Raw genomic sequence first — 17,371 nt, 5'->3', positions numbered from 1 at the left:
GCGCGCAGCAATGAAATCCTCCGGGAGCACGATCACCGAATGAGCAAAGCCGCCGCTGAAAACGCCGAAGCGACCTCTGAAAACCAGGACGGGCCGCTGCTCGACCTGACGGATCAGACCGTCAAAGCGATGATCAAGACCGCGAAAAAACGCGGTTACGTGACGCATGACGAGCTGAACAAGGTCCTTCCGAGCGAGGAATTCAGCTCCGAGCAGATCGAGGACATCCTCGCCCAGCTCTCCGAGATGGGGATCACGGTCGTGGATTCCGAAGAGGATATGGACAACGAGGCGTCCAACTCTGACGACGAGGATGATGACGAGGACGAAGAAAAGTCCACGTCCGTCGCCAAGAAAGCCAAGAGCGAAGTCGCCGCGGGCCAGAACACCACGTCTGCGCAGGACCGCACCGATGACCCGGTGCGTATGTATCTGCGCGAGATGGGCTCAGTCGAGCTTCTGTCGCGCGAGGGCGAGATCGCCATCGCCAAACGCATCGAGGCGGGCCGCAATGCGATGATCCGCGGGCTGTGCGAAAGCCCGCTGACCTTTGAAGCCATCATGGTCTGGCGTGACGAGCTGCAGGAAGGTCAGGTCCTTCTGCGCGACATCATCGATCTGGACGCCACCTATGGCGGCGTGCGCGAAGACGCCACCGCCACCTCTGACGATGACGAGGAAGAGGGCGAGGGCGACGAAGAGGCCAAGTCCGACACCGAAGCCAAGTCCGAGGACGGGGAGTCCGAGGGCGAGGACGGTGAAAAGGCCGAAGGCGAAGACGAAGACGATGATGATGACGGCGGCAACATGTCTCTCGCCGCCATGGAGGCCGAGCTGCGCGACGGGGTCATGGAAACCCTGGACGCCATCGCCACCGACTTTGACGTCTTCCGTCAGCTGCAGGACCGTCTGGTGTCCTCGCGCCTGTCCGGCAAGCATCTGAGCGACAAGGATCAGGCCGCGTACGACGAAGTGTTCGAGCGCATCGTGGCGAACCTGAACTCGCTGCACCTGAACAACGCCCGGATCGAGGCGCTGGTCGAACAGCTCGACGCCATCAACAAGAAGCTGATGGGCCTGGAAGGCAAGCTGTTGCGCATGGCCGAAGCCCATGGCGTGCCGCGCACCGACTTCCTCAAATCCTATCAGGGCCACGAGCTTGATCCAAACTGGCTCAAGGACATGGCCGGCAAGTCCAAGGCCTGGGGCCGGTTTGTCGAGCGTGAAGAGACCGAGGCCGGCGAGCTGCGCGAGCAAATCGCGACCCTGGCTCAGGAATCCGGCGTGCCGATCGACGATTACCGTCGCATCGTCGCCACCGTCCAGAAAGGCGCCCGCGAAGCCCGCGTCGCCAAGAAGGAAATGGTGGAGGCCAACCTGCGTCTGGTGATCTCCATCGCCAAGAAATACACCAATCGTGGCCTGCAATTCCTCGACCTCATTCAGGAAGGCAATATCGGCCTGATGAAGGCGGTCGATAAGTTCGAGTACCGCCGTGGCTACAAGTTCTCGACCTATGCCACCTGGTGGATCCGTCAGGCCATCACCCGCTCGATCGCCGACCAAGCGCGCACCATCCGTATTCCGGTGCACATGATCGAGACGATCAACAAGATCGTGCGCACCAGCCGTCAGATGCTTCACGAGATCGGCCGCGAGCCGACCCCGGAAGAGCTGGCGGAAAAGCTCTCCATGCCGCTTGAGAAAGTGCGCAAGGTGATGAAGATCGCCAAGGAGCCGATCTCCCTTGAGACCCCGATCGGGGACGAGGAAGACAGCCATCTGGGCGATTTCATCGAGGACAAGAACGCGGTTCTGCCCATCGATGCCGCGATCCACTCCAACCTGCGTGAAACCACCACGCTGGTCCTCGCCTCGCTCACCCCGCGTGAAGAGCGCGTGCTGCGCATGCGCTTCGGCATCGGCATGAACACCGACCACACCCTTGAGGAGGTGGGCCAGCAGTTCTCGGTGACCCGTGAGCGGATCCGCCAGATCGAAGCGAAAGCCCTGCGCAAGCTCAAGCACCCGAGCCGCAGCCGCAAACTGCGCTCCTTCCTCGACAGCTAGAGCGCTGGCGACAAAGCGACACACAAAGCCCCGCTGGACACAGCGGGGCTTTTTGCTGTGCTTGGGGCAACCATGTGCGGGATCCGGCGTTTGATCCTCAAGCGACTTTCCTTTTTCAGCGCGGTGCGCAAGGCTTTGAGTATGAACCGATCTGTCTTCCCGCTGCCGCTCGTCCTGATGATCGCGCTTGTCGGCGTGATGCTGGCCTTCACCGCCCCTGCCTTCGCGCAAGCCGAAAGCGAGCCATCGGGCGGCGAGATTTCTCTGGAGTCCGACGCCCCCTCTGACGCCGCCATCGCCCGCCGCATCGCCACCATCTTTGGCGAGATCGACACCCTGTCGGGCGTCGAGATCAGCGTCGAGGCCGGGGTCGTGACCCTGACAGGGCAGACCATGACCGCCGAGGCCGCGAGCCGCGCCCAGGCGTTGGCCAGCCGCGTCGAGGGCGTGGTGACGGTGGAGAACCGGATCGGTCGGGATGTCTCGGTCGCCACACGGGTGGCCCCGGCTGTGGGCGAGCTTGAAACAACACTGCAGGATCTGGTGCGGGTCCTGCCGCTGCTGGCGCTGGCTGTGGCGGTGTTCGTGGTGCTGAGCCTTCTGGGATGGCTTCTGAGCCGTTGGGACGCGCTGTGGCGCGTGCTGACGCCCAACCGCTTTGTCGCCGAGCTTGTCGGCTCGACGGTGTTTGGTCTGTTCGTGGTGTTCGGACTGGTCTCGGCGCTCAACCTTCTGGATGCGACGGCCTTCCTGGGCGCGCTTCTGGGCGCGGCGGGGGTGATCGGTCTGGCGGTGGGCTTTGCGGTGAAAGACACGATCGAGAACTACATCGCCTCGATCATGCTTTCGATCCGTCAGCCCTTCCGTCCCAATGACCATGTGATCATCGACGGGCAGGAAGGCCGGGTCATCCGTCTCACTTCGCGCGCCACTGTGCTGATGACGCTCGAAGGCAATCATCTGCGCCTGCCCAATGCGCTGGTCTTCAAGGCCGTGATCCTGAACTACACCCGCAATCCCGAGCGCCGCTTTGATTTCGTGCTGGGCGTGGACCCCGATGATGATCCGCTGTCAGCGGTCGAGACGGGGCTGAGCGCGATGAAGCGCCTGGGCTTTGTGATGACGGATCCCGACCCGTCCGCAGGCATTCGCGAGGTGGGGGATTCCACCATCAACCTGTTCTTTGCGGGATGGATCGACCAGACCCGGTCCGACTTCAACAAATCGCGGTCTGTGGCCATCGCCACGGTCAAGGCCGCGCTGGATCAGGCGGGCTTCACCTTGCCCGATCCCACCTATCGCTTGCGGATCGATAGCGGCGTTGCGCCCGTGGCGCCTGCGAAGGCAACACCCGTAAAACCGGCTGAGCCAAAACCGGTCCAGCCAGCCAGAACGCCGACTGTGGACGCGTCTGATGTGGCGCCGGACACCTCGCTGGCCGAGCGCGTCGAGGAAGAGCGTCGTGAGGGCAAGTCCGGCGACCTGTTGTCCGAAGACGCGCCAAGCGAATAATCCGCCCCCGTTCCATCACAGGAGAGAGTATGAGCCAGTCCGATCTGATCGTGCGCGCCGCCCGTCCCAAGGATGCGGCCGCCATCGCCCGTCTGTCGCGCGAACTCAATGAAGTCGTGGGCGATTCCACCGAGCACTGCACGCCCGAGAACATCAAATCCACCCTGTTCGGCCACGATGCCAGTTTTCACGTACTGGTGGCCGCGCCCGCCGATGGCGAACCCATCGGCTATGCGGTCTGGCACGCGTATTATGACTCAGGTCATGGCGGCGCAGGCGCGTGGCTGGCCGAGGTCTGCGTCGGCAAGGCCGGACGTGGCGAGGGCGCCGGGCGCGCCCTCTTTGAAGCGGTGGTCGAGGATGTGCGCGAAAGCCCCGCGACCTTCCTGATGTGGACCAGCTCGGAAACCGAAGCCGCTGAGGCGCTTTATGAGAGCTCGGGCGGTTCCGCCAAACCCGTCCGCCGCTGGGAGTTGAACGGGCTGTGAGGCCCTAGCAACACTTGCCGCTGGACGGGGCGTGTTGAGACTTCAGCTCAAACGGATTGCCGGTCGTTTTGCAGCAGTTGCTGCTGGCGCCGGCCGGGCGCAGCTCGACGGTGGAGGAGACGAATTTGAGGCCGTCGAGCTTGTCGATCAGCGCTTCATCGGTGATCGCGAGCGGACGGTGATCCACAAGGTCCGGCGCCTCAAAGCCGCTCTGTTTGGCGATGGCGAGGAAGTCTGACCAGGACAGCGCACCCGCCAGGCATTCGCCGTACAGGATCGGATCGGTGCGCAGCGCGGCGGGCACTTCGCGCTCAGCGTAAACGTCGGCGAAATGCATGACGCCATCGGATTTGAGCAGGTGGCGCACGCCCGCAAACACCGCCGGCTTGTCGGTGGAGAGGTTGATCACGCAATTTGAGATCACGAGATCAAAGCTCCCCGGTTCGAGATCGAGCTGGTCCAGCTCCTCGATATAGCCCTTCAGAAAGCGCGTGTTGGGCTTGGAATAGCCAAAGCGCTCGGCGTGCCAGGCTTCATGCTCGAGCGCGACCTTGAGCTGGTTGTCGGTCATATCCACGCCGACCACCTCGCCGTCCTCGCCCACCAGCTGAGCCAGCAGGAACACGTCCCGACCCGTGCCGCAGCCCAGATCAAGGATGCGCTTGCCCGCAAGGCCGCTCGGCGCGATCAGGCCGCAGCCATAATACTTGCTGGAGACCTCGGGATGGATGTTCTTGAGCGCCTCGAGGATATGCGGTTCCGGGGTGGAGATTTCACAGCAGGCGTCTGATTTCAGATCGCCGCTCGACTGCAGCACATCGCCGTAATAATCCCGAACCTGTTCGCGCATGATGACCCTCGAAATGCGTATGGAATGCGAGCCGGACTGTTTCAGATTTCGCCGGTCCGGTCGATACACACAATGGTGAAAGACACGGGGAGACGCGCATGGCCCAGGACCGCATCGAGATCGCCACACGAGGCCCCGGGCTTTACGAGTTCACGGAGGCCGCCAGCCGCTTTGTGGCCCGCCACGGCGCGGCTGAGGGGCTGCTGACCTGCTTTGTGCGCCACACCTCGGCGTCGGTGGTGATCCAGGAGAACGCCGACCCGGATGTGCAGCGCGATTTGCAGGCATTCTTCGCCCGGCTTGTTCCGCGGTCCGATGACCCCTCGATGGCGTGGCTGTGGCACACCACCGAAGGGCCCGATGACATGCCCGCCCATATCAAGTCCGCGCTGACCGCGGTTTCAGTGGGCGTGCCGGTCAGCGGCGGCCGGTTGATGCTGGGAACCTGGCAGGGGCTCTACCTGTTCGAGCATCGGGACCGGCCGCAGGACCGACAGATCGTGCTGCACCTGTCCGCCTAGGTCTTGGCCTTGCGGCGACGCAGCAGGCGGCGGAAGCCGATGATGACGCCGGAGATCACCGGCACCGCAATCACCAGCCAGGGCAGGGCGCCCGCGAGGAACAGGATCAGGCTGGCGACGGATTCAGCAAACACATCGCCCATTTCCTTGAACGCCCGACCGATCGGATTGAAGGTCTGCGGCTCCACCACCTGACGCTCGGCCTGATAGTTCAGCGTCAGCATGGAGGTGTTCACCCGCTGGCGCAGAGCGGCGAGCACGCTGGCCTGGGCGTCGAGATTGGCCTGCACATTCGCCAGTTCCCGTTCGACGGCCAGGAGGTCGCTCAGATCCCCGTCCCGGGTTTCCAGCAGCTGCTGCAGCCGGTCGCGCAGGGTGGTCTGGGCCTGAACGCGCGCGGCGGTGTCGACAATGCGCGTGGTCAGATCCTCGACCGAGGTCTGGTCTGACAAGACCTGCCCGCCCAGTTCCTCAGCCTCGGTTTCCAGACCGGCGCGGAAGCTGACGATCCAGTCCGGCGCGGCGCGCAATTGCAGATAGGCGCTGGGTCGCGGTCCGTCGGCATTGCTCACCTGGGCGCGGATCACCTGACAGGTGGCGGGCCCGGCGTTCTGACACGCCTGCACATGGGCCTCATGGGTGCTGCCCAGAGCGTCGGCGGGCAGCTCGAGGCTGGTCTGATAGGTATAGGCCAGGAGCGGGCCTTCCGCCGCCTCGGCCGCGCCCTCGGCGTTCTGAACTCGGCTGCCCGACACCGAAACCGCGTCATTGCTCGCCTGCATCCGTGCGGCGGGCGGCGGCGGCGCGGGGGCGGGTTCGGCCTCCATCATCGCGTATTCTTCATAGACGCCGCCTGAAACAGGGCGGCTCGCTTCCTCGCCACAGCCTGCCAGCACAAGGCCTGCGGCCAGCAACAGTCCGGTTTCGCGCAACATGATCATCCCCTTTTCTGCCCGGTTTCACCCTATCATGCGCAGGGCGAACCTGAACCAGTCTTGAAGCGCGTGAGGCGATTTTGAGGCGCGGCCATGTCCGCCCCGAGGCGAAGGGGCGCAGCGCCGCGCTTCAGTTGGGCGATGCGTCCGCGCCCCAGTTTGCTAGTCTTCGCCAAAGCGCGATCCTCCGATTCGCGCCCTGCCTGCCAAGGAGCTCGCCATGACCACCGCCCCGCTCGGCTCGAAAGCCAATCCCAGCCAGTATGACTGCCTGCCGGACCTCGCCGAGGACGAACCCTATTTCGTCATTCGCGCCCATGACCCGCTGGCCAACGCCCTGGTCGAGCTGCACGCCTATATCGGCGCGGGGCAAGCGGGCGCCGCGCACAACAAGCTCGCCGAAATCATGGAGCTGACCCGCGAACAACCGCCGCGCCCCGCCGGCAGCCCGAAATACCGCGAAACCTTCGCCATCTCCCTGTCCATGGAAGCCTGGCGCAGCAAAAATCCGGGCTAAACTCTCCCCGTATTCCTCAAGGACTTATCCCCCTTGCGAGTCGCATGGGGGTGACTCCTACTACCATGACTACCATCCGGCTCTCATCCGGGCTCTCAGGACTCGCGCGACTCCGATGACGGAGTCGCGCCGCCTCGCCCTTGCCTATCAACCCTGAGAAAGAACCGGGCGGAGTCTAGGTGCGGTTGCGGGGGAGGGGGATTAGAGGCGGGATTGCGGTGCTCGCCGGGTTCCGGTTTGTCCCTCTTTCCCCGCGAAGGCGGGGACCCAGAGATCATCCAGTGCCGCGCACCCGGCTCTGGACCCCGGCTTTCGCCGGGGAAGAGAAGAATACCTCGGTCCTCGGACTTGCTTGCCCCGGACTAGATACGGGGACCCATACCCGGCCGAGCCGCCGCATGGACCTCCGGGTCAAGCCCGAAGGCCGAGAGGGTGGGTGCACTCATTCCAACACCCTTGGGCCTTGAGTCGTGGCCTACATCCGCGTCAGGTGCTTGGGGCTAATAGATTTCCCGGCTGGCGCTTTGCGTGGTTGGTGTTTCAGAGTGGCACGATTGAGTGCTCAGAGTTTTTAGAAAGATGATGCTTCCATCTGCGATTTAAGTTGGGGAACGTTTTTTAAATACTTTCTTCGAGCATTGATCGAATCGCCTTCACTTTCGATAGAAAATACCCCAACTTAGGGGTTTGCAGATTATGCGGGAGGATGAAGTGCGGCTCTCGAAGGTGCGGGTACAAAACTATCGAAGCGTGATTGATACTGGTGAATTCGAAGCAGACTTCATCAAAACGATATTGGTCGGTCCGAATGAAGCCGGAAAGACGGCTATTATGAAGGCGATCCAACAGATCAACCCACCTGGCGGGACTCCTGGGTTTGATGCTCGTCGTGATTACCCGCGGCGTTTATATAATGATATTCAAACAAAAAAAGTTAACCCCAAGGATGTAACGGTCGTAACCGCAGAGTTCTCATTAGATGATAAAGACATAGAAGGGATGCCTGAGCGTTGGGTGGGTGCCCGATACAGGTGTTGGCGAAATTTAGATAATTCTTTCCATCACTCTGTAGTTGGTGGGCCTGACCGTCCCACGGTCTCGACGGTAACCGATGATTTGCGCAGAATGGCAAAGCATTTGGATGGTCAGATACATGTGACTGATGAAGGTGAGGGGCAGACACTGCCTTCTTCCGAGCTAGCCGCTCTTTTAGATAAACACGGTTCTAACTATTATCTCCAAGCCGAAGTGGGACAAGAATTTAGCGGGTGGATTGAAAAGTACGCTTTTAATGTTGATGAAAATAATGACACTGAAATGCGGAGATTGGAGAAAATCCGCCAGCTATTCAAATTGGGTAGCGAGTATCTGGCTTTACTATCGAGCATAAAGTCTCGACTTCCAGTTTTCATATACTATAATAACTATTTAAGGGCTAGGCCAATTATTCATTTGGCAAACTTGGCCCGCAGGCAAGCTAGCGGCGCGTTGGATGACGATCAATATGACTATGGCAATCTTTGCCTACTTCGCCTGTTGGGTTTCAATGTAGAAGAGCTTTCTCGGCTGGGAGATGTAGCTAATCAGGACCCAAACAATGCCGAGGCATTAGATGTTTTCAGGGAAAAGCTTGATGAGCGACGCTACGCGCTAAATGCAGCTGAGGTAAGGTTGTCAGAAGGTATTCGTGAGGTCTGGCGACCTGACACATCAAAAGGAGAAGCCGCTCAGCTCAGAATCGAAGCTGATGGGCAATACCTTGTAGTGAGTGTTCTGGATGATGTTGGTGTAGCTGTTGAACTCGATCAGCGGTCTGAAGGGTTTCAATGGCTAACGTCATTTTTTATCGTGTTCTTTGCAGAAGTAAGCGACAAGCATCAAAATGCAATTCTGTTGCTTGATGAGCCTGGCGTTAGCTTACATGCCCTGAAGCAGCGAGATTTTAGAAATACGATTTCTAGGCTCTCTGAGTCCAATCAGACGCTATATAGTACACATTCCCCATTTATGGTGGGCTCTGACGAGCTTGATAGAGTCAGGGTCGTAGAGCTCAACGATCGAAGAATTGGTACTAAAGTGCACTCAACAATCGCAGCTGACGACCCTGCTGCGCTTCTCCCGCTTCAGGAGGCTTTGGGTTATGATTTAGCGCAAAGTCTATTTACTCAGAAGCGTAATCTTATTGTCGAGGGCATAACAGATCTTTGGTATCTTGAAGGAGTGGCGAACCTGCTAAGAGAAGCTGATATAGCTGACTTGGACGGGAAAATTTCGATTATTCCTGCGGGGGATGCTGGGAAGGTAGTATATTATGCAACTATACTCCATGCCCAGAATTTAAAAGTTGCTACGCTCCTCGATTCTGACAAAGCTGGTGATACTGCGGCAAAACAAGAGGCTTTGGTCCACGCATTAAAATCAAAAGCTATATTACGCACGGCAGATTTTGAAGCTACTGGCGTTAAAAATTGCGAGATAGAAGACCTCATTCGCTCCACGTTAGTGACGGTTGCGAAGGATACATTCAGTATAGATGTAAGTGATGTAGCTTCCCGACAAATTAAACGCCCTATTGCTGATATAATGAGTGATGAAATAAGTAATTTTTCAAAATATAGATTGGCAAAAGGATTCTTGCGGTGGTGTCGGGATAATACGGCTGCCGACCTAACCGAAGGTGAGCGCCAAGCTTGTAAGAATCTTATCGATGCTGCCAACAAGGTGCTGAAGTGAGCCCAATTTTCCATTAAAATGACAGAAGAGTACTTCCTGCCAAGTAATAATCTTAAGGAAGCGCTCAAGCGATTATGTGGGAGTTCGGCAGTAATATAGGTAACGCATTAGGCATTCGCTGTATGGGACTCTGGATCAAGTCCGAAGGCCGAGAGGGTTAAGCTCTAGGGTCTCGGTCCTCGGGCTTAATCCGGGGACCCACTTGAGAAGCCCCCCTTCACCAACGCCCCCTTAATCGCCATATGACAAATATGTCAGTGCGAAACGGGTGTTTTTTCCGGCGCAATCGAGTATACCGCACTGCAACAGACCCATTTTCATGACGAGGGCGGAATGCAACTCACCATGATGAAGACCAAGCTTCACCGCGCGGCGGTGACGCAGGCGGACCTTCACTATGAAGGCTCCATCTCCATCGACCAGGACCTGCTGGATGCGGCGGGCATTCTGGTCAATGAGCAGGTGGATGTCCTGAACATCAACAATGGCCAGCGCTTCACCACCTACGCCATCTCGGCCCCGCGCGGCTCGAAGATGTTCGGGATAAATGGCGCCGCAGCGCGCCTGGCGCAGCCGGGCGACCGCATCATCGTGGTGGCCTATGCGGGCATGGCGGCGGAAGAAGCGCGCCAGTTCGTTCCCACGGTCGTGCTGCTGGATGAGAATAATGACGTGGTGAGCGTCGAGGAAGGCTCGGGCCGCAAGCTGGATGCCGCTTAGGCCAGGCCTCTTTCATAGACTGAATGTAAAACGCCCCGCCGGATCCCGGCGGGGCGTTTTGCATGCGCTCAGGGGGAACGCATGAGCGTGTAAAGAGATTTAGTCTCTCTGGTCGCTTTTCCGAACCGCAAAACCGGGTTCCACTTTTGCTGGAAAAGCTCCTAGTCGAACAGCGCGTCGATCGCGTCCTGATCCATGGCCAGAAGATCGTCCACATTGGTCTGGTCAACCTCCGGGCCGCCAATGGCGGGACCGTTGAGGTGGAGCTTGGCCTTGCGCTCTTCCTCGGCCTTCTCGTTGGCGGTGGCTTCGGCGTCGTTCACGCCCATGGTCTGGGCGAAGCGGGCCACGCGCTCCTCGATATGCTTGAGAGAGCTGACCACCTTGGAGACGCGCTGACCGGTGAGGTCCTGGAAGGAGCAGGCCTCGATGATCTTGGTCATCGCGTCGCTGACTTCCATTTTATAGGCGTCAAGGTCCTCGGTCTCGCTGACCATGAGCGCTTCAGCCTCGCTCATGATGGTCTCGGTCGCCCGTTCGGTGTCCGCGATCAGCGCTTCCAGTTCGGCGCCCGCGCCCGGAAGCCGGGATTCGCGGATGTCGTTGGGGCGCAGATGCGCGATTTCATCCCGGGTTTTGGCGATGTACTCGGCGATGGAGTTGAATTCGGCGTGGATCGACTTGTCCAGCGACCCGAAAAACATCTGCATGGTATCGGTCAGCTGCTGCGCCATGCGCAACACCTCGATCAGCTGCACGTTTTCGAGATCGGAAACCTTCACCGACTCCAGAGACTGGCGTACGCGTGCGGCGACTTCTGCGGCAGGCATGTCGGTCTTCCTTTCAATCCAGCCCTTGCGGGAATTTCAACGAACCGTCCCTAATGACGCGTTAGCCATGGGGGCGGCGCGGCTCTCCCGGCCTAGAATTCGCCGATGACGGCGGTCATCTTGGCTTTCAGCGTGCCGGCGTTGAAAGGCTTCACGATGTAATTGTTCACACCCGCCTTTTTCGCCGCGATCACGTTCTCGGTCTTGGATTCCGCCGTGACCATGATGAAGGGGGTCGCCTTGGTCGATTCGTCTGCGCGCACTTTTTGCAGCAGCTCGTAACCGGTCATCGGCTCCATGTTCCAGTCAGAGATGACCAGACCATATTTCTTCTTCTTCATCTTCTCGAATGCTTCGGTCCCGTCCGAAGCCTCGTCCACATTCTCGAACCCGATCTGCTTGAGCAGGTTCTTGATAATGCGAACCATGGTTTTGTAATCGTCCACCACCAGGATCGGCATCGTCATTTCGACCGCCATGACCCTTCCTCCATCCAATTAACGACCATAAAGACCCCTTAAAAGCTCCACTTTAAGGGCCCCGTACGAACGAGACTGTAGACAAGCGCGGTCAAAATTCGGTTAAACACGCGCCGCAAGAGGAAAGGCGGTTACACCATGAGTGAATTTGAAGGCTTCGGCATCACCGAACTGGAAGTGGGTCAAACCGCTGAGATCACCCGGCTGGTCGACGAGAACACGGTGCGGCAGTTCGCCGAGGTGTCCGGCGACTTCAACCCGCTGCACATGGACGAGGCCTATGCCGCGCGCTCGCCCTTCCGCGGGCGGATCGCCCATGGCGCGCTGGTGGCGAGCTTCATTTCCTGCGTGCTGGGCAATCATCTGCCCGGGCCGGGCGCGGTGTTCGCCGGCATGACCATGCGGTTTGAACGCCCGGTGCGGATCGGCGATACCGTCATTGCGCGCGCTACGGTCACTGATGTTGACGTGAAGGCGCGGCGCGTGAAACTCGCCTGTGTGTGCGAGGTGGAGGGCCAGACCTGCATGGAAGCCGACGCTGAAGTCATCGTCCGCAAGCGCCGCAAGAGCACGGCGTAAGGCGTGGCGGTCTATCACGGCTATTCCGACCTGCCCGATGTGGCGCGCGGCTGTGTGGCGGCGCTGGGCAATTTTGACGGCGTGCATCGCGGCCACCGGGCGGTGATCGAGACCGCCTGCGCGTTCGCCAAAAGCCTCGACGCTCCCTGCGCCGGCGCGGTCTTCACACCGCATCCGCGCCAGGTGTTCGCGCCGGACGCGCCGCCCTTCCTGTTGATGAGCGACAGCCAGCGTGTGCGCGCGCTCAAAGCGGCCGGGGCGGAAGCCGTGTTTCACATCCCGTTCTCAAAGGCCATGGCGGCGATGACGCCGGAGGTCTTTGTGCGCGATGTGCTGGCCGAAGGGCTGGGTCTGAAAGGCGTGGTGACGGGCGCGGATTTCTGCTTTGGCAAGGACCGGGCCGGCGACGCCGACGCGCTGAAGGCGCTGGGTCAGCAGTATGGCGTGGCGGTGAAGATCGCCGAGGCCGTCAATCTTGAGGACGCGTCGGGCAAGATTTCCTCGACCAATGTGCGCAACGCCCTGCGCGAAGGCGATGTGAAGACCGCTGCGGCTTTGCTGGACCGCCCCTTCGCCATTGAGGGCGAGGTGAGCCAGGGCGATCAGCGCGGGCGCTTGCTGGGCTTTCCGACGGCGAATATCGCGCTTGGGGATTATCTGCGGCCGAAGTTCGGCGTCTACGCCGTGCGCGCGCATCTGCCGTCCGGCGAGGTCGTGGCGGGCGTCGCCAATCTGGGCTCCCGCCCGACTGTGGACGGCACCGAGGCGCGGCTGGAAGCGCACCTGTTTGATTTCAGCGGTGATCTGTACGGTCAGGTGCTGGAGGTCGATCTCATTGATTTCCTCCGCCCCGAGCAGAAATTTGACGGGCTGGATGCGCTGAAAGCGCAGATCGCGGCGGATAGTAAGACCGCGCGGCAGCTGCTGGGGGTTTAAACCGCCCGCTTGAAAAAGCGCACGACCGTGTCGCCCGCTTCCAGCGTGTCCAGAAGCTCCCAGCCCACAGCGGTCACCTCCACGCCCTTGCGCTCTTCAAGCACGGCGATGGCGTCATCCTTCACCCAGGCGCCCTCCACGAGGCGGGCGAGGGCGGTGTCGCCGAGGCCCTGCGCATAGGGCGGGTCGAGAAACACCAGATCAAAGGGCGTGCCCATATTTGAGGGCTTGGGGCCGAGATCAGTGGCGCTGCGGCGATGCAGCTTGGTGCAGCCGAACAGCTGCAGCGCGTCCACATTGGTGCGGATGGCGCCGCGGGCGGCGGGATCGGTCTCCACAAACAGCGCAAAGCTGGCGCCCCGGCTGATCGCTTCCAGGCCGAGCGCGCCCGACCCTGCGAACAGGTCCATCACGCGCAAACCCTCAAGCTCCACGCCCCAGGACGCATGGGTGAGCTTGTTGAAGACGCTTTCGCGCACGCGGTCGGTGGTGGGCCGGGTCTTGTCGCCCTTGGGGGCGGTGATGGCGCGGCCCTTATGAGCGCCGGCGACGATCCGCATCAGATTTGCCTTTGGAAGCCTTGCCGCCCGAGCCCTTGGGGTCAGAGCGCTTGGAGGATTTGGGTTTCTCGTTGGCCTTGGGTTTGGCCTTCGCCCAGCCCTTGGCCGTCTTGGATTTGCCGCCTGCGGGCATGATGGAGTCCGCGTCCGGGCCGGATTTGGCCTTGCCGCCGGGTTTGCCGTGCGGGCGGTTCGCCTTGGGCTTGGCTTTGGCGGTGCCGGTGCGGGTGTCAGGCTTGGCGGTCTCGCCCGGTTTGAGCGGCTGACCGTCGGTGTCGAGCGGGTAGAGCTTGCCCAGCTGGTCGCGCAGGACGCTGAGCTTGCTTTCAGAGATTTCCCCGCGCTTGAGCGAGCCGAGCTGGAAGGGGCCATAGGCCACCCGCATCAGCCGGTTCACGGTCAGGCCGACGCTTTGCAGCACTTTACGGACTTCGCGGTTCTTGCCTTCCTTGATGCCGACGGTCAGCCAGACATTCGCGCCGGTGCGGCGATCGACGGTGACTTCGACCGGGCCATAGACGACGCCATCCACCACCGTGCCGTTCTCAAGCTCGGCCAACGCCTTGTCGGACGCATTGCCGTAGGCGCGCACGCGATAGCGCCGCGTCCAGGCGGTGGAGGGCAGTTCAAGCACCCGCGCCAGCTCGCCATCATTGGTGAGCAGCAGAAGCCCCTCGGAGTTGAGATCGAGCCGCCCGACCGAGATCACCCGGCCCATATCCTGGGGCAGGGTCTGAAACACCGTCTCGCGGCCCTGAGGATCGCTGTGCGTGGTCAGAAGGCCTACCGGCTTGTGGTAGCGCCAGACGCGCGTCGGCGGGCGCTGGCCGATGCTCTCGCCGTCCACACGCACATCATCGCCAACCATGACCTTGAAGGCGGGGGTGCGCAGGATCTCGCCATTGACGCTGACCCGGCCCTTCTCGATCAGCCGCTCGGCCTCGCGCCGCGAGGCGATCCCGGCATGGGCCAGAACCTTGGCGATGCGTTCGCCGCCCTCTTCTTCAGGCGTGTCGGGGGTAGACGGGGTGTCGGTCAAAACTTGCCAGCGCTCCAGGCCAGAGGTAAGGCCCGCTCATGACGACGATTGTATCAACGCCCGAGCAGGATCGTGAAACGCGCTTTATGCGGCGAGCACTGGGTCTTGCGCAAGCCGCCGCTGCGGCGGGCGAGACGCCCGTGGGCGCTTTGATCGTTGATCCTGAGACGGATGAAGTGATCGCCGAGGCGGGCAACGCCCCGATTTCAGACTGCGATCCCACCGGCCATGCCGAGATCCGCGCCCTGCGCATCGCCGCGCAAAAGCTGGGAAATTACCGCCTGACCGGGCTGGAACTCTACGTCACGCTGGAGCCGTGCGCCATGTGCGCGGGCGCGATCAGCCATGCCCGCATCGGCAAGGTGATTTATGGCGCGTCCGACCCCAAGGGCGGGGCGGTCGATCATGGTCCGCAGTTTTTCGCGCAACCCACCTGCCATTGGCGGCCTGATGTTCAGGGCGGCGTGCTGGCCGAGGAGGCGAGCGAGATGCTCAAGGCCTTCTTCCGGGCGCGGCGCAAGGCGAAGGGCTAGGCCCAGCCCAGCCACATCATGAAGCCGCGGATCGCGCCCAGCGGCGCCAGCAGCAGGTCGAAGATCAGCCACAGCCATTTGACCATCATGGCGTCGCGCACCACGGCGGTGATCCAGCCGGCGAGGGCGACCACGCCCAGACACCCGCTGCCGAAACAGCCGCCGCGTTCGCGCACCTGAATGATCATCATGACGTCTTGCTCCTGTCCCGACCGCCGACATGGATGTCATGTCGGCGTCGGGCGGCGCCAGATCAAGGCTTGGACTTGGGCGGTTGGGCCTGTGCCTGATCTTCTTGCATCATATGGGCGGCTTCGACGGTGGCGTAAATCTCGTCCATGCCGGTGAAGACATAGGGTTCACGCCCGTCGCAGACATAGCCGGGCAGGAAGGTGTCAGCCAGAAGCCGCGCCGCATTGTTGGCGTCTGAGATCCGGCTGGCGTCCACCACATAGACCGGGCAGGCGACGGTCTGGTAATTGTCCGGGTTGAGCGCAGTCACGAGCAAGAGGTCCTGACGCTGCATCGGGCGTTCGCCGTCTGGCTCGCTGGGGTCCACATCCATGTTCGGCCCTTCGCTGACATAGCGATGGATGGTGGCGTAGACGCCCTCGACATCCATGCGCCATTCCATGGTGTTGTGGAAATTGCCGAACAGAAGCTGGGCCGGGGGGCGATAGAAGTCGGTCCGCTCGCTGCCGTTGAAGGCGTAGGAAATGCCGCTGCCATGCTCGCTGGCGCGGAAGAACACACTCCAGTTCTCATAGCCGGGGCAGGCGCTTTCCCAGACCGGCTCGCCTTCGAGCTGATAGCTGGGGCAGGTGTCGATCTGCACATAGGCGCTGCTGGGTTCGCTCTGGGCGAGGGCGGTGGCGGGCAGGGCGCTGATCGCGCCAAGCGCCAGAAGTGTGCGAAGCATGGTGTCGTCCCCTGTAAGGTGTGCGGGTATAGTCACGCGTTCCGATGGAAACTCAAGCGCCTGCAAGTCGCAGGTCGAGACCGGCCTTAACGCCTGGCCATTCGGAAGGCAGGATCGAGAAGAACACCGTGTCCCGGCGGTCGCCGCGCCAGGTGCGCATATGGCTGCGCAGGGTTCCTTCGCGGATGGCGCCCAGCTTGAGCATCGCCGCCTGACTGCGCTCATTGAGGTGATGGGTTTTGAGTTCCACCCGCTCGGCGCCGCCGCCAAACGCGTGTTCGAACAAGAGCGCCTTGCAGGCCGGGTTCGTCACCCCGCCGCGATACGCCGCGCCATACCAGGTCCAGCCGATCTCGACGCGCTGATTGTCCCGGTCGATCTGCAGGAAGGCGGTATGACCGGCATAGGCGCCCGTCGCCTTTGACCAGACGGCGTGGCTGATCTGGGCGCCGCTATCCTGTCCGGCCAGCATCAGATCAAACCAGGGATCGAAATGCGCGCCATCGCCGCGTTTTGAGGTCAGCGCCCAGATCTCCTCTTCCTGGGCTAATGGCCTCAGGGCTTCGCGGTGCGCCTCCTTGAGCGGCTCCAGGCGCACATGCGCGTTTTCCAGGAGTTCAGGTTCAAGCAGCATGGTTCGCCTCAAGCTTGAGCGTCATGAAGACGTTGAAATCGGTTTCCTTGTAACAGCCAAACGGCCCGCAGACTTCAAAGCCGAGCCGGCCATAAAGACGCAGGGCGCTCTGAAAACCTTCAGTATTGCCGGTTTCCAGCCAGAGTGCGTGATAGCCGCGGTTGCGCGCCTCGTTGATCAGGTGCGCCATCAGGGCGTGTCCGGCGCCTTTGCCACGCGCGGCTTGGCTTACATGCATGGATTTGACCTCACCCGAGCGCTCATCGAGCGCTTTCAGGGCGACGACGCCAAGAAGGGTCTCGCCGTCCCGCCGGGCGCTCCAGAAACTGATGTCCGGGGTCTTCAGGCCCTGCACATCCAGGAAGTGGCAGGCATCGGCGGGCGATTCCTCCAGCGCGAAAGCGGCGTGCGCCTGCAGGAGGGCGGTGACATCGGCGCGGGCCGGATCATCGGGGGCAATCACAAGCGAGGACATGAGCAAGCCTTTCACCCTTGAAATTGCTGCACATGCTAGCA

20 protein-coding genes are annotated in these 17,371 nt (G+C 61.2%); 10 read left to right on the top strand and 10 right to left on the bottom strand.

The annotated features are described in order from the left end of the window. The first annotated feature begins 39 nt into the window (after positions 1 to 39). The 3 genes from rpoD to ACFELO_RS10660 all read left to right on the top strand — a co-directional run bounded on the left by rpoD (position 40) and on the right by ACFELO_RS10660 (position 4,070). Positions 40 to 2,070 carry an RNA polymerase sigma factor RpoD gene (gene rpoD / locus ACFELO_RS10670; protein WP_440957749.1) on the top strand — a complete coding sequence of 677 codons (2,031 nt, stop codon included), beginning with the start codon at positions 40 to 42 and terminating at the stop codon, positions 2,068 to 2,070. A gap of 141 nt (positions 2,071 to 2,211) precedes the next feature. Further along, positions 2,212 to 3,582, top strand: coding sequence for a mechanosensitive ion channel domain-containing protein (locus ACFELO_RS10665; RefSeq protein WP_440957748.1), 1,371 nt, complete (start codon positions 2,212 to 2,214; stop codon positions 3,580 to 3,582). A 29-nt stretch (positions 3,583 to 3,611) separates the two neighbouring features. Next, positions 3,612 to 4,070: an N-acetyltransferase family protein gene (locus ACFELO_RS10660; RefSeq protein WP_440957747.1), complete on the top strand. Its 459-nt coding sequence runs from the start codon at positions 3,612 to 3,614 to the stop codon at positions 4,068 to 4,070. Between the two features lie 4 nt (positions 4,071 to 4,074). Here ACFELO_RS10660 and ACFELO_RS10655 read toward each other — a convergent pair whose 3' ends face one another. Next, the gene (locus ACFELO_RS10655; RefSeq protein ID WP_440957746.1) at positions 4,075 to 4,920 is read right to left on the bottom strand and encodes a methyltransferase domain-containing protein; all 846 of its coding nucleotides are present in this window, start codon (positions 4,918 to 4,920) and stop codon (positions 4,075 to 4,077) included. 98 nt (positions 4,921 to 5,018) lie between these two features. On the opposite strand from ACFELO_RS10655, the gene ACFELO_RS10650 reads away from it, so the two are divergent. After that, positions 5,019 to 5,441: a secondary thiamine-phosphate synthase enzyme YjbQ gene (locus ACFELO_RS10650; RefSeq protein WP_440957745.1), complete on the top strand. Its 423-nt coding sequence runs from the start codon at positions 5,019 to 5,021 to the stop codon at positions 5,439 to 5,441. Here ACFELO_RS10650 and ACFELO_RS10645 read toward each other — a convergent pair. After that, entirely contained in the window at positions 5,438 to 6,376 is a 939-nt protein-coding gene (locus ACFELO_RS10645; protein WP_440957744.1) for a DUF4349 domain-containing protein, read from the bottom strand. The two genes, ACFELO_RS10650 and ACFELO_RS10645, sit on opposite strands and share 4 nt — an antisense overlap. A 220-nt stretch (positions 6,377 to 6,596) precedes the next feature. On the opposite strand from ACFELO_RS10645, the gene ACFELO_RS10640 reads away from it, so the two are divergent. From ACFELO_RS10640 to panD, 3 genes are all read left to right on the top strand, one after another. Beyond that, positions 6,597 to 6,893 carry an aspartate decarboxylase gene (locus ACFELO_RS10640; RefSeq protein WP_440957743.1) on the top strand — a complete coding sequence of 99 codons (297 nt, stop codon included), beginning with the start codon at positions 6,597 to 6,599 and terminating at the stop codon, positions 6,891 to 6,893. A 711-nt stretch (positions 6,894 to 7,604) separates the two neighbouring features. Further along, positions 7,605 to 9,626 carry an AAA family ATPase gene (locus ACFELO_RS10635; RefSeq protein WP_440957742.1) on the top strand — a complete coding sequence of 674 codons (2,022 nt, stop codon included), beginning with the start codon at positions 7,605 to 7,607 and terminating at the stop codon, positions 9,624 to 9,626. A 333-nt stretch (positions 9,627 to 9,959) separates the two neighbouring features. After that, complete coding sequence (gene panD / locus ACFELO_RS10630) at positions 9,960 to 10,346, top strand: aspartate 1-decarboxylase (protein WP_292984115.1); 387 nt, start codon at positions 9,960 to 9,962, stop codon at positions 10,344 to 10,346. A gap of 161 nt (positions 10,347 to 10,507) precedes the next feature. Here the strand turns inward: panD and ACFELO_RS10625 are convergent, their stop codons facing one another. Then, positions 10,508 to 11,176 carry a protein phosphatase CheZ gene (locus ACFELO_RS10625; RefSeq protein WP_440957741.1) on the bottom strand — a complete coding sequence of 223 codons (669 nt, stop codon included), beginning with the start codon at positions 11,174 to 11,176 and terminating at the stop codon, positions 10,508 to 10,510. Positions 11,177 to 11,268: 92 nt separating this feature from the next. Next, complete coding sequence (locus tag ACFELO_RS10620) at positions 11,269 to 11,655, bottom strand: response regulator (protein WP_009803129.1); 387 nt, start codon at positions 11,653 to 11,655, stop codon at positions 11,269 to 11,271. A 138-nt stretch (positions 11,656 to 11,793) separates the two neighbouring features. Here ACFELO_RS10620 and ACFELO_RS10615 point away from each other — a divergent pair, with 138 nt between their 5' ends. Both ACFELO_RS10615 and ACFELO_RS10610 read left to right on the top strand, forming a co-directional pair. Beyond that, complete coding sequence (locus tag ACFELO_RS10615; RefSeq protein WP_009803130.1) at positions 11,794 to 12,234, top strand: MaoC family dehydratase; 441 nt, start codon at positions 11,794 to 11,796, stop codon at positions 12,232 to 12,234. Between the two features lie 3 nt (positions 12,235 to 12,237). After that, positions 12,238 to 13,170: a bifunctional riboflavin kinase/FAD synthetase gene (locus ACFELO_RS10610; protein WP_440957740.1), complete on the top strand. Its 933-nt coding sequence runs from the start codon at positions 12,238 to 12,240 to the stop codon at positions 13,168 to 13,170. Here ACFELO_RS10610 and rsmD read toward each other — a convergent pair. Beyond that, a complete protein-coding gene (gene rsmD / locus ACFELO_RS10605) occupies positions 13,167 to 13,730 on the bottom strand; it encodes a 16S rRNA (guanine(966)-N(2))-methyltransferase RsmD (RefSeq protein ID WP_440957739.1) in 564 nt (187 codons plus the stop codon). The genes ACFELO_RS10610 and rsmD overlap by 4 nt on opposite strands. Further along, positions 13,705 to 14,769, bottom strand: coding sequence for a pseudouridine synthase (locus tag ACFELO_RS10600; RefSeq protein ID WP_440957738.1), 1,065 nt, complete (start codon positions 14,767 to 14,769; stop codon positions 13,705 to 13,707). Before ACFELO_RS10600 ends, rsmD begins: the two co-directional genes overlap by 26 nt. A 38-nt stretch (positions 14,770 to 14,807) precedes the next feature. On the opposite strand from ACFELO_RS10600, the gene tadA reads away from it, so the two are divergent. Then, a complete protein-coding gene (gene tadA / locus ACFELO_RS10595; RefSeq protein ID WP_440957737.1) occupies positions 14,808 to 15,302 on the top strand; it encodes a tRNA adenosine(34) deaminase TadA in 495 nt (164 codons plus the stop codon). On the opposite strand, the gene ACFELO_RS10590 is transcribed toward tadA, so the two are convergent. The 4 genes from ACFELO_RS10590 to ACFELO_RS10575 form a co-directional block, all read right to left on the bottom strand. Next, positions 15,299 to 15,493, bottom strand: coding sequence for a hypothetical protein (locus tag ACFELO_RS10590; RefSeq protein WP_440957736.1), 195 nt, complete (start codon positions 15,491 to 15,493; stop codon positions 15,299 to 15,301). The genes tadA and ACFELO_RS10590 overlap by 4 nt on opposite strands. A 62-nt stretch (positions 15,494 to 15,555) precedes the next feature. After that, positions 15,556 to 16,221: a hypothetical protein gene (locus ACFELO_RS10585; RefSeq protein ID WP_440957735.1), complete on the bottom strand. Its 666-nt coding sequence runs from the start codon at positions 16,219 to 16,221 to the stop codon at positions 15,556 to 15,558. A 52-nt stretch (positions 16,222 to 16,273) separates the two neighbouring features. Next, on the bottom strand, positions 16,274 to 16,855 hold the full coding sequence (locus ACFELO_RS10580; RefSeq protein WP_440957734.1) for a GNAT family N-acetyltransferase: 582 nt from the start codon (positions 16,853 to 16,855) through the stop codon (positions 16,274 to 16,276). Beyond that, positions 16,845 to 17,330 (bottom strand): GNAT family N-acetyltransferase, encoded by a 486-nt coding sequence (locus tag ACFELO_RS10575; RefSeq protein ID WP_440957733.1) that lies wholly within the window; start codon positions 17,328 to 17,330, stop codon positions 16,845 to 16,847. The genes ACFELO_RS10580 and ACFELO_RS10575 overlap by 11 nt, the downstream gene beginning before the upstream one ends. Positions 17,331 to 17,371 lie beyond the last annotated feature (41 nt).

The organism is Oceanicaulis sp. LC35 (genome assembly GCF_052055585.1).
Classification (GTDB): Bacteria; Pseudomonadota; Alphaproteobacteria; order Caulobacterales; family Maricaulaceae; genus Oceanicaulis.
This window is presented reverse-complemented; position numbering and strand designations above follow the sequence as displayed.